A 13,527-nucleotide genomic window follows, 5' to 3' on the forward strand; every position below is an offset into this window, starting at 1 on the left:
TTCATGGCAATCCCTGTTTATCTTTGGCTGAAAGACGACGGCGGCGCGGACATCAAAGGGTCTGTGGACGTTCAGGATCGTGATGGCAGCATCGAGGTTGTCGCTCAGCAGCATACCCTGTACATCCCGACTGACAACAACACCGGCAAGCTGACCGGAACCCGTATCCACACGCCGTTTATGTTCACCAAGGAAATCGACTCCTCCAGCCCGTATCTGTACAAGGCAGTGACCACCGGCCAGACCCTGAAATCAGCAGAGTTCAAGTGGTACAAAATCAATGACGCCGGTCAGGAAGTCGAATACTTCAACACCAGACTCGAGAATGTGAAGGTGGTGAAAGTGAATCCATTAATGCATGACGTTAAGGATCCTGCTTACGACAAGCACAACCATCTGGAGCAGATTGAACTGCGTTACGAAAAAATCACCTGGACCTACAAAGACGGCAACATCATTCATTCCGACTCCTGGAACGAACGCGCCACCGCGTAAGCCTGATGCGGACGGGGAAACCTGTCCGCAGTTTTTGCTGAGCGCCTGCCAGACGCGGGCATTCAGCAAAGAATCACACAATCTGCCTGCCTGACCTGATGCGCTTTGGGTTCCTGATGAACAGGAAACAGCGAAGGGCGGTAGCGTGCCCTGAATCAACCGAACAGAGAGAACTTCGAGACATGGAAAACCCAGCCATCCTGTTACGCCGCCTCAACCCTTACTGTGCTCGCGCAATGGAAGGGGCGGCCTCTCTGTGTCAGACCCGTGCCCACGCAGAAATTCTACCTGAGCACTGGCTGCTGACACTGCTGGAGCAGGGGGAAGGTGACCTGACCGTGCTGGCGTGTCGCTACGAGTGGGATATGGACAGCATCTGGCAGGATTTGCTGGGCTGGCTGGACAAACAGCCGCGCTCAGTACGCCACCGCCCCCAACTGTCAGGCGCCATTCAGACCCTGATGCAGGAGGCGTGGTTGATTGTCTCGCTTAACGGTGAAGCGCAAATCCGAAGCCAGCATCTGTTGATGGCCCTGGTGGAAAAGCAGAGCCTGGTGCGCTGCGATGGGCTGTGGCCGCTGCTGACGCTCGGTCAGAGTCAGCTGGAACGCCTGCGTCCGCTGCTCGATGCGCAGTCGGACGAGCGTCCGGAGATGCAGCAGGAAGCAGAGCTGGCGCAGAGCCACGGCGGTGACGTGGAGTTTGTCGGCCGTCCTGCCGGTGCAGAACTGAAAGAGGGGGAGCTGAATCCGGCGCTGCAGAATGCGCTGGATAAATTCACCCTCGACGTCACCGCCAAAGCGAAAGAGGGCAAGATTGACCCGGTATTTGGCCGTGATACTGAAATCCGCCAGATGGTGGATATTCTCTCGCGTCGTCGCAAGAACAACCCAATCTTGGTCGGTGAACCGGGTGTCGGTAAAACCGCGCTGGTTGAAGGCCTGGCGCTGCGTATTGCAGAGGGCAACGTTCCTGAATCGCTCAAACCCGTCATCCTGCGCACCCTTGACCTCGGTCTGTTACAGGCGGGCGCGGGCGTGAAAGGGGAATTTGAACAGCGCCTGAAAAACGTCATCGACGCGGTGCAGCAGTCGCCGGTTCCGATTTTGCTGTTTATCGACGAAGCCCACACCATCATCGGTGCGGGCAACCAGGCAGGCGGCGCGGATGCGGCCAACCTGCTGAAGCCGGCACTGGCGCGCGGCGAACTGCGCACCATCGCCGCCACCACCTGGTCTGAATACAAACAGTATTTTGAGCGCGATGCTGCCCTGGAGCGCCGCTTCCAGCGGGTGTTGGTGGACGAGCCGGACGACGACACGGCCTGCCTGATGCTGCGCGGCCTCAAATCCCGCTACGCCGAACACCATCATGTGCACATCACTGACGATGCTGTGCGGGCGGCCGTCACGCTTTCCCGTCGCTACCTGACCGGCCGCCAGCTGCCGGACAAGGCCGTTGATTTGCTAGATACCGCTGCGGCACGCGTCCGTATGAGTCTCGACACCGTGCCGGAACAGCTGACCCGCATCCGTTCGCAGATTACCTCGCTTGAAATGGAGAAGCAGGCACTGCTGGAAGATATCGCCGTCGGCAATCAGAGCCACGGCGAGCGCCTGACCGCCATCGAGCAGGAAGAAAACGACCTTATCGTTGCACTCGATGAACTGGAAACCCAGTACGGTCAGGAGCTGCAACTCACCGAACAGCTACTGGAAAGCCGCCAGGACATCTCCCGCCAGAGTGAGACCCATAAGCTGCAACAGGCGCTCAACGGTATGCAGCACAGCAACCCGCTGCTGTCGGTGGAGGTGGACGTGCGTACCGTCGCCAACGTGATAGCCGACTGGACAGGCGTGCCGCTCTCTTCCCTGATGAAAGATGAACAGACCGAACTGCTGACACTCGAAAACGAAATCGGTAAACGTGTGGTGGGCCAGGATGTAGCGCTTGAGGCCATCGCCCGGCGCCTGCGTGCGGCGAAAACCGGGCTGACGTCAGAGAATGGCCCACAGGGCGTGTTCCTGCTGGTTGGCCCGAGCGGCGTCGGTAAAACCGAAACCGCGCTGGCGCTGGCCGATGTGCTGTACGGCGGCGAAAAATCGCTCATCACCATCAACCTGTCGGAATACCAGGAGCCGCACACCGTTTCCCAGCTGAAAGGTTCGCCTCCGGGCTATGTGGGTTACGGTCAGGGCGGTATTCTCACCGAGGCGGTACGCAAGCGCCCATACACCGTGGTGCTGCTCGATGAGGTGGAAAAGGCACACCGTGACGTGATGAACCTGTTTTATCAGGTCTTCGACCGCGGCTTCATGCGCGACGGCGAAGGGCGCGAAATCGACTTTCGCAATACCGTTATCCTCATGACCTCCAACCTCGGCAGCGACCACTTAATGCAACTGCTGGACGAACAGCCGGACGCCAGCGAAGGCGACCTGCACGAGCTGCTGCGCCCGATACTGCGCGACCACTTCCAGCCGGTGCTGCTGGCCCGCTTCCAGACCGTGATTTACCGCCCGCTGGCAGAAGCTGCGATGCGTACCATCGTGGAGATGAAGCTGTCGCAGGTGAGCCAGCGCCTGCATCGCCACTATGGACTGACCACCGAAATCGAAGAAAGTCTGTATGACGCGCTGACCGCCGCCTGTCTGCTGCCGGACACCGGCGCACGCAACATCGACAGCCTGCTCAATCAACAAATTCTGCCAGTGCTGAGCCAGCAACTGCTGACCCACATGAAGGCGAAACAGAAACCACACTCTCTGACGCTCGGCTGGCATGACGAAGAAGGGATTGTGCTGGAGTTTAAACATGGCTGAAGAAACTCAGGATCAGTTCAGAATTAAAGAAGGTGGTGTCAGACCACTTACGGCCGGTGAGATACAACTGGCACACTCTGTTTTTCTATCCACTATTGATTATTCGAAAGTATGGATCCACAGGGAGAGTTATCTCCCTTTTAATCTGCAAAATGAAGACACGGCGATGACCCCAAATGGTGAGCTGTATTTTCGTACCAGATTATACAGAGATGACTTTTCTCAGACGCTGGATGACCTTCAGCATCTCTTCATTCATGAGATGAGCCATATCTGGCAACGTGCCAGGGGAATGAACGTCATCGGTAGAGGTCTGGCGAGTTGGTGGGTCAGCTATCGCTACACGCTTGATGGTCGTCTGTTGAGTGATTATCCAATGGAGCAACAGGCGCAGATTATTGCTGATGATTTTGTTTTGCAAAAATTTGGTTATGAAATCTGGAGTCACCTCGAAAATAAAAGATATCCCGATATTACCCTCGATGGGGATACTTCTGAGTCGGTGATACGTGAGGGATATAAAAATGCTTTGAGGGGCTTTCCATGGTGAGACGTAACTATTTTATTAAGCTTAATTCTCTGTTGTTATCGTTTTTTTGTCTTTCAACCCTGACGGGGTGTCCTGGGCCTGGTGACAGAATGCGCTTTGATGAAACTGCAAAGGTGAGCAGAAAGGGTGATGATATTTGCGTAAATATTGATAATGCACAAGACTATCAGCCAGTAGATATGGGGATCAATCTCCGAGGAACACCTTCAAAGGAAAAGGACTTTGATTTTTCTCCTGGCCTTAAGGTTATTGAAGGTGAGTTGTGTATTCCTCCATCTTATTACCATTTTGAAAATGGTAATAAATATATTGTTGAGTTTGTGCTACATCCAACACTTGATAATAAAGAGGCGAGAAGTTTTGTCGTTGGCGTCGGCGTTAATAATAATCAAGTGTATAATTTTCCTTTGACAGATCGCGAATTCGCAAGGCCTTATGGATCAATTCGAGTTTCCGAGTAGTACGCTAAGCTAAGGCGGTGAAAATAATTTTTTTATTGCTTTGGTTGTAATAGGGATGCTGTTTCTTCCTGATGTTTTTATTTACACGTTTGTTAAGCGTTTTATTCCCATCAGCGGTGATGGGGAATATGCGATGGACAACTTTGACATGACCGTATTGCTGGTAAAAGCCCTCATGTGCGCTGTCGGGGCTAGAGTCGCAATCACCCTTTTTCGTACTCGCCGAGTACCCCTGATTAAACCTGTTACTTGCCTGTCGGCAAGAAAGTCATGGACAGCAGGTTATCCCATGGAGTCAAAATCATGAGTCTGACAGATATGCTGAAGAACACCCTGTCTGCGCTAACTGAAGGCGGGCTAAACCGCTACCGCCTGGATATTCCGTCCTGTACAGCCTCGCTGGATGTGGAAGAATTTAGTGGTAAGGAGTTCATGAGTGAGCTTTATCACTATACCGTTCTCTTTACCAGCAGTGACCAGAATATCAGCTCAGCACAATTGTTGACCAAGCCAGCCACACTGACCATGGGAACCGGGGCACTGATGGGGCTGACCGGGCAGAAAGTGGTGCATGGTGTGGTGACGCATTTTAAGCGTATCAGTGGCTCACGTGACCAGGCGACGTACCAGATTATTATTGAGCCGTTCCTGTCCTTGCTGCGCAAGCAATTCCGTACCCACCGCTTTTTTGTCAATAAGTCGGTACCGGAAGTCGTCGCTGAAGTATTGCAGGAGCATGGTCTGAAAGGCTGGGAGTATGAGTTCAACCTCAAAGCCGACTATCCCAAGCGTGAACAGATTAACCAGTATAAAGAAAATGACCTCGCATTCATTGAGCGTCTGCTGGCCGAAGTGGGGATTTTCTACTTCTTCACCCTGCAACCCGACACCCAGACCGAAATGGTGCATTTCGCAGACAAGCAGAGCGCATGGACGTTTGGTAAATCGCTGCCACTCAGCAGCCCATCAGGGATGAGTGACAATGCTGCTGACTCGGTATGGGGGATTAACGTCCGACAGAACGTGGTTGAGCGCGCTGTTATCGCCAGTGATTACAATCACCGCGAAGCCCAGAATGTCCTGACCTCTGTACCGGCGGACATGACCCGTGGCGACGGTGACGGTGTGACCTACGGTGAGGTTTATCACTACCTGCCACGTCATCTTGAACGTGGCGACAAAATTACGCCGATGGCAGAAACCGGCAACTTCTGGGCGCGTCTTGAACACGAGCGTTTTCTGTCAGGACAGACGACTATCAGCGGCTGCAGTAATGATGCCCTGCTTTCTCCGGCTCAGGTGCTGACTATCAGTGAACGTGTAGTACCGCCGACACTACCATCAGAAACGTACAACGGCATTATCGTTACCCGCACGGGCTATATAGCGAGTCGCAAAGATGCCCTGATCGTCATGTGGGAGGGGATGCCGTACTACGAGAACCGCTGCTGGCGTCCTGCAGCTAAAAAGCGCCCGGTGGTCAGTGGCACCCTGACGGCACGCGTGACCAGCGCCAAAGATAACGATATCTACGCCTGGCAGGATGCATCAGGCATGTACCGGGTGAAGTTTGATGCCGACCGCGACGATAAACGCCAGGGCATGGAAAGCATGCCGGTGCGCTTTGCCAAGCCTTACGGTGGTGATAAATACGGCTTTCACTTCCCGCTGATACAGGGCACTGAAGTCGCCATTGCCTTCCATGAAGGTGACCCAGACAGGCCGTATATTGCGCACGCGCTACATGACTCGCGCCACGTTGACCACGTTACGGAGGCCAACAGCACGCGCAACGTCATTCGAACAGCTGGCCTGAACAAGTTGCGGATGGAGGATAAGCGCGGCGAAGAGCACATTAAGCTCAGTACGGAGTATGGCGGCAAAACCCAACTCAATTTAGGCCACAACGTCAATGCCTCCAGAGCATTGCGCGGTGAAGGGGCTGAATTACGAACTGATGATTGGGTGAGTATTCGGGGCGGTAAGGGGATTTTCATCAGTGCCGACAACCAGCCTAAAGCCCAGGGCCAAATGCTGGATATGAATGCTGCTATTGCCCAGCTGCAAGGAGCGCTCCAGCTGGTGACCTCACTGGCGCAAAGTTCGAGTGCATCAGGAGCAATGGAAGCGGATACGGGTTCTCAACAACAGCTTGGTAATGCTCTGGCTCAACTGAAAGAAGCAGGGTTATTGGCTTCTGCACCCGCGGGGATCGGTCTTGTGACGCCTAAAAATATCCAACTCTCTGCGGGTCATACGCTAACCACCACAGCGGGAGAGAATGTGGATATGGGCATAATGAAAAAGTTTACCCTTGCGGCGGGAGAGGCTATTAGTCTGTTTGCTCAGCGGATGGGAATGTCGATATTTGCCGCCAGAGGAAAAGTGGATATTCAGGCGCAAACAGATGCCATGCGATTACAGTCAGACAAGATAATGAACATTAACAGTGTTAATGGTGAGGTAGTGCTGAATGCCGCACAGGGGATTACGCTGACCAGCAAAGGCGGCGCCTATATAAAGATTAAAGATGGTTCAGTAGAAATTGGGGCTCCTGGAAAAATAGATCTGAAAAGTGCAAATATTTTATGGGGAGGAAGTGCGTCGCTTGAACAGGCTCTTTCTCCCATGTCGGTGAGCGATCCTGAGTTCCATAACTCGATGAATGGTGGATTCCAGATACAGGATCAGGCCAGCGGTCAACCTAAGCCATATATTCCTTATCGAATTGAAACAGAGGATGGGCAGGTTATTCGTGGTGTCACGGATGAGAATGGCTGTACTGAGAGCCATTATGGTTTGGATCCCAAAGCAATCAAATTATTTTTTGAATAATCAGGGAGGAAATGATGAGTGAGCAAGGAGCACCTGCTGCGAAACATTCGCTGAGTAAAGTAGAATCAAATGTTAAAGTGGTTCTGCATAAATCATGTCAGTGTTATTTCAGAATAGAAACCCTGGAGCTGGTTTTTGTTGATGAAGTTGATGCCGCTGAGCTTGAAAAGGTAATGAGCAAGCTTAGTGAGTTAATAGATAAACAACATAAGGAAAAAACTGATTACTCGCAAGCGATAGAGAATTACGGCAAGAACCTCAAAGATATTGCGAATAAAGATAAGTTGCCTGAGTATGAGGATAAAATAATCACTGCGGAAGCGGTTCTCGACAAAGCAACCAAAGATCTCCAGACTGAATTAGGTGAATTTAATGAGCAGGCAGGCTATAAGCCTGTAGTAGAGTTGATCCCTATTCAGCCCTTAAGTAAAGGAATTTATGGCCGTTGCTATTCTTATATAAAACAGTCAGATTACGATGCCTTAAAAAGCAAATTTACTATTATTTCGGTTGATACGTTTAGCGGCGATGCGATTTTTACTAAGGATGAGCAGGGAAATATTACCGAAATTAATATCAGTGCGTTAAAAACCAAGTTAGCTTCTGCACAAAACGTTATCAAGCAGATGATGGATAATACCATGTCCGTCAGTGCTGATATTAGCTATGAAACTACGCTGACTGACTGGGCTGATGCATGGAACAATCAATATAAAGGATACAGCAAAGAAGGTAGTTATATTGATGTTTCTGCCGGAGCACAGTTTCTGCGACTTACTGCCAATGCCTCCACGCTGAATACATGGGATCCGGATACGGGTGAGGTCCATATAAAAGGGGAAGCGAAAGCGGATTTAGCTATTTTTTGCGGTAAAGTTAATTCAACAATTTATGTTCCGGATCGGGTCGGCTGGGAACTTAAATTTATGGTCAATAATACTAAAGAAGCGAACATTGGGATTCTGCGGGCAAAGATTGACGGGGAGTTGACTGGCTATGTCGGGGCCTCAGCGCAGGCGGAAGGCAACCTGCAGTTTGTTACGTACGGCAATAAGCAACTGTTGATGGGAAACCGTACACCGGGTTCACGCTTCTCTGCCCGGAAAAAAGAAGGCGCAACCATCAAAGACAGCAAAGAGAATCCAAAAGGGCTGGAGCTGAAAGGGGAAGCCTTTGGCGGGGCAAAAGTCGGTGGCAGCCTGGGGGGAGCATTACAGTGGCTAAAACCCTTTGATTCACTTGTGGATGAACTGCCAAACATACTACACACCTTTGGTCTGGATTCTCCTGCATTACAGCAAATTCTTCCCTCTGTTAGTCAGTCCGAGAAGAAAAAAGAATCGCACCTGGGGGAGTTTCAGGATTTTGCCTCGTTGACGTTGGGGGGCGATGCAGAGCTAGGTATTGGCTTAAGCGGTGAATTTAGAGTCCGGTTCGTAAAAGGAAAGTTCAGATTCAATATTAAAGGTAGTTTGTGTCTGGGAGCAGGCGCGAAAGGCGAGGTTGAAGGTGAAATTACCCCTGAATTATTCCCGGAATTTGCCGTGTGGATAATCTATCAGTTATATGGTATTGATTATAAACACTTATCTATTATCACGAAAGATGCCTTTTTAGCATTGTCTTATATGCTGGTTATGGGCGGGAAAAGTATCTACGAAACTTATTATAATAAAATGCACTCGGAATTCGCTAATGTTGCACGAGATTTTGTCCGATTTGTTGATAAAGTATCAAATGAAGTAATTGATGCAAAGACAGAATCGACTAAGCGTAATAATTTTGCAGATATAATCAATGCAGATCCCGGAAGTATTTATCTTTTTTCACCAGAGGCAAAGGGTATTGCGCTTTATATCCTTACGGGAGACGGTGCTTATGATCGAGTAGATATTAATAATCAGGGTGATGGTTTTTTACCAGATACCAATAAAAATAGAAAGACTGCTGTATTATACATTTTATCCAGTATTCAGACTAAGCGGGAATGGAGAAAGGTTTTGACTCGTATTACAAAGGAAGGAACAGTCGTTTCGGGTAATGAAGATGCCATGGTCAAGCTGGCTCAGGAGAATTTGACTACATTTTTACAAATAGGGATTAACCGGGATAAAGAACTTGAAGCTATCATTGATAAGTTAAATATGAGAGATTTTGATGAAGTCCTAAATCGTCTAAAAAATAATCCTGCCTACGGCTATGCTTTTTCCCCTAACTGCTCGAAGCAGTACTTTTTACATTGTGATGATAATCCGTTTTACACCTCACTATGTCATTTTGTACCTGTAGGTACACAATATAAGCAAAAATGGGAAGGGAATGAATAATGTCTAAGTCTAATCTTTATAACTATTGTCTCATACTGATTTTTTTTGCCAACGGTTGTGATAATTCTGCAAGTTCACCAAAGCATGCACCTCAAGAACAGGAAGAACTCAATAACTATCTAAGCCGCATTAAGTCTGATTTGGTTTACGTCAAAGGTGGTACCTTCTGGATGGGCGATTTTTGCAAGAAAATGAGAGAGGGTGGCCCTTACTGTTCCCCTGAGAAAGATACCAAACCTCTTCATGAGGTTGAACTCAGCAATTATTCGATCAGTAAATTTAAAACTACACATGAAGACTACAATTTTTATCTTAAAATAGCAGGTTTACCGAGGCAGTATTCTAGCGATAAGTCGATGAACGAAATGCTTTTAAAGATGACTTATTTCAAAAAAAGTCCCGCAGTTGTAACTTGGACTGAGGCAGATAATTATTGCGCTTGGTTAAAAAAAGAAACCGGGTTGCCATTTTCTCTTCCAACTGAAGCTCAGTGGGAATACGCTGCTCGCAGTCGAGGTAAATATATTTTGGTTGCTACTGATAACGGTGTTTGGCGAGAGGATAAAAACGGATATGGTGAAAACTATGCTACAGATGAAGATCGATACAAGGTTGAGGAACTTTATGGAATAAATGGTTCTTTGGCTCTTTTGTCTGTAGACAAATATCCTCCAACACTTTCTGGGCTGTATGGCATGGCCGATAATGGCTATGAATGGGTAAAGGATTGGTATGATCCTAATTACTAGAAATATTCGTCAAAAAGAGATCCACAAGGTCCAGAAAAACCAGTTGTTAAAGATGAAGATACCGGACAGTACTGGAAGGTTCGGCGCGGAGGAAATCATCCTGACCCTACAGGGGATGTCGGCCTGACATTTTTCCGTGGTTATAATATTCCGGATAATGATTTCCCTGATGGAACCACGGTGCGATGTGTGGTTAATTCCTCTGAGCCTATAAAATGAAGCAGATAATATATCGAAGCAGTATTATGATGATTCTGCTCATCAGTGCTTGTGATCGTTTTGATCAGGATGTTAAACATACGCCACAAGAACAAGCAGGAATTCAGAACTACCTGAATCGTGTTAAGACAGATTTAGTCTATATCAAAGGCGTACCTTCTGGATGGGCGATTTTTGCAAGAAGATGCGAGAGAGTGGCCCTTACTGCTCTCCAGAGAAAGACACAAAACCACTTCATGAAGTTGAGTTAAGCAGCTATTAAATTGGGAAATTTAAAGTCACTCACGAGGACTACAATTTTTATTTAAAAATGGCTGGCTTGCCCGAACAGCGATTTGATAAAAATGGCGGAATGACGTATTAACGGAAATTACTCATTTTAAAAATAGCCCAGCAATAACAACTTGGAAAGAAGCAAATAGTTATTGTGTTTGGTTGGAAAATGAAACTGGATTGCCTTTTTCACTTCCAACTGAGGCACAATGGGAGTATGCCGCACGTAGTCGAGGAACGAATGTTTTAGTAGCAACTGAGGATGGTTTTTAGCGGAAGAATGAGAAAAATGGGCAAGGTGAAAACTATGTTACTGATCAAGACCGCCAATCTGTAGAGAATATTACAGGGATTAACAGTGCATCTATTCATTTTCCAGCCAATAAATATCCACCATCTCCTCTTGGATTGTATGGCATGGCAGATAATGGTTATGAGTGGGTAATGGATTGGTATGATCCTGAATACTACAGCACATCTTCGAAAAAAGACCCACAAGGGCCAGAAAATTCCGTTGTGAAAGATGATGATATGGGTCAATACAAGAAGGTATTGCGCGGTGGAAATAATCCAGACCCAACTGGTGATGTTGGGCTAACATTTTTTCGTGGTTACAGAATTATAGATACCCCTTATCCTGTTAGTACTACAGTTCGGTATGTTGTCAATTCATCTGAACCCATTAAATGATGTTCCCCTCATATGTGCTATATGCATAATAGTAGTCATTTATATTCTGTCATTATTCATTTTAATCCGTAATAGGTTCGGGTGTTGTGGGAGTAGTAATGGAGTGTGGTATGAATAGTAAACTGCCTGTTTCTTTGTCAGAACTAAAATCCCGCCTTTTAGAATTGAATCAAAATGGAGACATTCCATTCTCCGTCGTTGAGCAAAAATATAAATTGATTGCTTCATGGAAAATTGTGGATGCGAAATGGATTGAGTTGTTTGGTGTTGGCAGTTTGAAGAGGCAATATGAATTGACACTTCGTTTTGATGAAGATAAGCATCGAGTGAGTTACAGAGAAAAGTCAATCGATATTGAAAAGGAAATAAGTACAGAGAGGGTAGGGTTTAAAAAACAAGCTCAATGGGGGAGTCGTAAAGAGTTTAGTTTTGGTAATTCCTGGGGGTTAAAAAAAGATGGCACTCTTGGACAGCAATACTCTTATAAATTTAGCACTTCAGATATAAAGAATCCTATTTTTGGTGTTGTAAATAACTCAGGCTGGGAGCTTAAAAGGAGCCTTGTGGACAGGTATGGTTCTTCTTTGCTCTGGCTTATATTCATAGCGATAGTATTACTTGGGACAATGTGTTTCCTGGCTTAAAGGAGTGATTATGCAGGGTGTAATTCGCATCAATGATAAAACAACTCATGGTGGCACAGTGCTTGAAGGAAGCTCTGGTGTGAAATTTATGGGGCTGGAGGTTGCCTGTCTGATGGATAAAGTATCCTGTCCTGAGCATGGCGAAACATTCATTGTAGAGGGTGATGAAGGTGCAAAAATTAATGGCAAGCCCGTTGCATTGCATGGTCATCGCTGTGGGTGTGGCTGCACACTGATTTCTTCATTACCTAATGCCGGAAAACGTTAATTATGCCAGTTGATCTCAAACAGATCCCGAAGGCAGAATCATTACCTGTGCCTCCGGACAGAACCCGCTGGTTTCTCATGATTGTTCTGGTTGTGATTGCAGGGGCCGTACTTGTGCTTTCTCTATGGCCAAAGGATTTGACCACGCATTCTGCCTGGTTCTGGTTCTGTACGCTTCTCGTTCCTTTCTTTGCGGGGCTTGCTGGGTATATTGTCAGGTTACGGCACTATGAGAACGAACGCGATCGCGTAATGTGGTGGAACCATTTACATCAAACGCAGCATGACGAACAGGTTTTACTGGGTCGACAAGCCCTTGGTGTGCTGGGAATGAGTTACGTCACGCCCGTTGCCAGTAACAAACTCGCTGCCGCGCTTTTGCAGGGAGCGAATGCGCTTCAGTCGCACTATTCTCAAGCCCTTCAGTCTGTAGTGACTTCGGCCTCAATCTCTCCGGCATTAAAAATACCTGATGAAGAAGAACATCAGTCACGGTTGGAAGTGTTGCTTGGCCGCGTCATCCGTCAGCTACATACCGAACTGACACAATTGACTGGGAAGTTCGTTGTTCGCCTTCATCATGATGGTGTGTTGAAAAAAGAGCAGATTATCGCGGTCTGGCAGGGCGTTTTCTCTCAGTCATATGTTGCTGCCGACATCAGCGTCACCACTGAAAGCGATGGGTTAATGTGGGTTGATGAATGGCTCGACAGGCAGGATGACACGCTGTTCCTTTCTGTTGAAATTAATTTATTTCTGCTGGCCCGTGACAGGCAGGCAGAGTCTGTATCTGCCCTGTTACTGGCTTCTCCCGCATGGTTGGAGCGGCAACATATCAAGCCGCAAATGTGGGTACACCGTCCTGTTGTGGTAAAGGATACCAGTGATGCGGTTACGGACGTAGCGAATTGGGGAAAAGTAACCTCAGAATTACCCTGGTATTTCTGGCGTGCACAGGTGAAAAGCGATGTGTTGGCAACTGTTCTTCAGGTGATGGATAAGTCAGGTTTTTTACCTGCTAAAAAAGGGGAGCTGGTTCTGGATGATGCTTTTGGCAGACCAGCTGCAGCCGTGGGCAATATTACTCTGATTTGCGCTTGCGAACATGCTGTTACTTCGGGGTTGCCTCAGTGGCTACTCGTTGGCGATCAAATCCCCCAAATGGCTGTTGTCCGACCTGCATAATGCTACGCAA

Annotated in this window: 11 protein-coding genes and 1 pseudogene; all 12 read left to right on the plus strand. The window is 48.1% G+C overall.

Annotation, left to right across the window (positions count from 1 at the left end; all coding sequences use genetic code 11):
* Positions 1-3 precede the first annotated feature (3 nt).
* Positions 4-495, plus strand: a complete 492-nt coding sequence (gene hcp / locus ACK3SD_RS02760) for a type VI secretion system effector Hcp (protein WP_481126971.1) — start codon at positions 4-6, stop codon at positions 493-495.
* 182 nt (positions 496-677) lie between these two features.
* Positions 678-3,317: a type VI secretion system ATPase TssH gene (gene tssH / locus ACK3SD_RS02765; protein WP_481126682.1), complete on the plus strand. Its 2,640-nt coding sequence runs from the start codon at positions 678-680 to the stop codon at positions 3,315-3,317.
* Complete coding sequence (locus tag ACK3SD_RS02770; protein ID WP_481126683.1) at positions 3,310-3,867, plus strand: type IV secretion protein Rhs; 558 nt, start codon at positions 3,310-3,312, stop codon at positions 3,865-3,867. The genes tssH and ACK3SD_RS02770 overlap by 8 nt, the downstream gene beginning before the upstream one ends.
* A complete protein-coding gene (locus tag ACK3SD_RS02775) occupies positions 3,861-4,328 on the plus strand; it encodes a putative T6SS immunity periplasmic lipoprotein (RefSeq protein ID WP_481126684.1) in 468 nt (155 codons plus the stop codon). Before ACK3SD_RS02770 ends, ACK3SD_RS02775 begins: the two co-directional genes overlap by 7 nt.
* Before the next feature lie 303 nt (positions 4,329-4,631).
* On the plus strand, positions 4,632-7,163 hold the full coding sequence (locus ACK3SD_RS02780; RefSeq protein WP_481126685.1) for a type VI secretion system Vgr family protein: 2,532 nt from the start codon (positions 4,632-4,634) through the stop codon (positions 7,161-7,163).
* A gap of 14 nt (positions 7,164-7,177) precedes the next feature.
* Positions 7,178-9,490, plus strand: a complete 2,313-nt coding sequence (locus tag ACK3SD_RS02785) for a hypothetical protein (RefSeq protein WP_481126686.1) — start codon at positions 7,178-7,180, stop codon at positions 9,488-9,490.
* Positions 9,490-10,239 (plus strand): formylglycine-generating enzyme family protein, encoded by a 750-nt coding sequence (locus ACK3SD_RS02790; protein ID WP_481126687.1) that lies wholly within the window; start codon positions 9,490-9,492, stop codon positions 10,237-10,239. The genes ACK3SD_RS02785 and ACK3SD_RS02790 overlap by 1 nt, the downstream gene beginning before the upstream one ends.
* 245 nt (positions 10,240-10,484) lie before the next feature.
* Positions 10,485-10,709 carry a hypothetical protein gene (locus ACK3SD_RS02795; protein WP_481126688.1) on the plus strand — a complete coding sequence of 75 codons (225 nt, stop codon included), beginning with the start codon at positions 10,485-10,487 and terminating at the stop codon, positions 10,707-10,709.
* A 145-nt stretch (positions 10,710-10,854) separates the two neighbouring features.
* A pseudogene (locus ACK3SD_RS02800) lies at positions 10,855-11,421 on the plus strand (formylglycine-generating enzyme family protein).
* 110 nt (positions 11,422-11,531) lie between these two features.
* Positions 11,532-12,065, plus strand: a complete 534-nt coding sequence (locus tag ACK3SD_RS02805) for a hypothetical protein (protein ID WP_481126689.1) — start codon at positions 11,532-11,534, stop codon at positions 12,063-12,065.
* A gap of 10 nt (positions 12,066-12,075) precedes the next feature.
* Entirely contained in the window at positions 12,076-12,333 is a 258-nt protein-coding gene (locus ACK3SD_RS02810; RefSeq protein WP_481126690.1) for a PAAR domain-containing protein, read from the plus strand.
* Positions 12,334-12,335: 2 nt separating this feature from the next.
* Positions 12,336-13,517, plus strand: a complete 1,182-nt coding sequence (locus ACK3SD_RS02815; protein ID WP_481126691.1) for a hypothetical protein — start codon at positions 12,336-12,338, stop codon at positions 13,515-13,517.
* Positions 13,518-13,527 lie beyond the last annotated feature (10 nt).

The organism is Chimaeribacter sp. YP20170169, assembly GCF_056739715.1.

What these genes read in the sequence shown, in the direction of transcription:
- ACK3SD_RS02805 (WP_481126689.1), top strand. Translation starts at nt 11,532, where the DNA reads ATGAATAGTAAACTGCCTGTTTCTTTGTCAGAACTAAAATCCCGCCTT.
- ACK3SD_RS02795 (WP_481126688.1), top strand. Translation starts at nt 10,485, where the DNA reads ATGATGATTCTGCTCATCAGTGCTTGTGATCGTTTTGATCAGGATGTT.
- ACK3SD_RS02775 (WP_481126684.1), top strand. Translation starts at nt 3,861, where the DNA reads ATGGTGAGACGTAACTATTTTATTAAGCTTAATTCTCTGTTGTTATCG.
- ACK3SD_RS02780 (WP_481126685.1), top strand. Translation starts at nt 4,632, where the DNA reads ATGAGTCTGACAGATATGCTGAAGAACACCCTGTCTGCGCTAACTGAA.
- ACK3SD_RS02785 (WP_481126686.1), top strand. Translation starts at nt 7,178, where the DNA reads ATGAGTGAGCAAGGAGCACCTGCTGCGAAACATTCGCTGAGTAAAGTA.
- hcp (WP_481126971.1), top strand. Translation starts at nt 4, where the DNA reads ATGGCAATCCCTGTTTATCTTTGGCTGAAAGACGACGGCGGCGCGGAC.
- ACK3SD_RS02810 (WP_481126690.1), top strand. Translation starts at nt 12,076, where the DNA reads ATGCAGGGTGTAATTCGCATCAATGATAAAACAACTCATGGTGGCACA.
- ACK3SD_RS02770 (WP_481126683.1), top strand. Translation starts at nt 3,310, where the DNA reads ATGGCTGAAGAAACTCAGGATCAGTTCAGAATTAAAGAAGGTGGTGTC.
- ACK3SD_RS02790 (WP_481126687.1), top strand. Translation starts at nt 9,490, where the DNA reads ATGTCTAAGTCTAATCTTTATAACTATTGTCTCATACTGATTTTTTTT.
- ACK3SD_RS02815 (WP_481126691.1), top strand. Translation starts at nt 12,336, where the DNA reads ATGCCAGTTGATCTCAAACAGATCCCGAAGGCAGAATCATTACCTGTG.
- tssH (WP_481126682.1), top strand. Translation starts at nt 678, where the DNA reads ATGGAAAACCCAGCCATCCTGTTACGCCGCCTCAACCCTTACTGTGCT.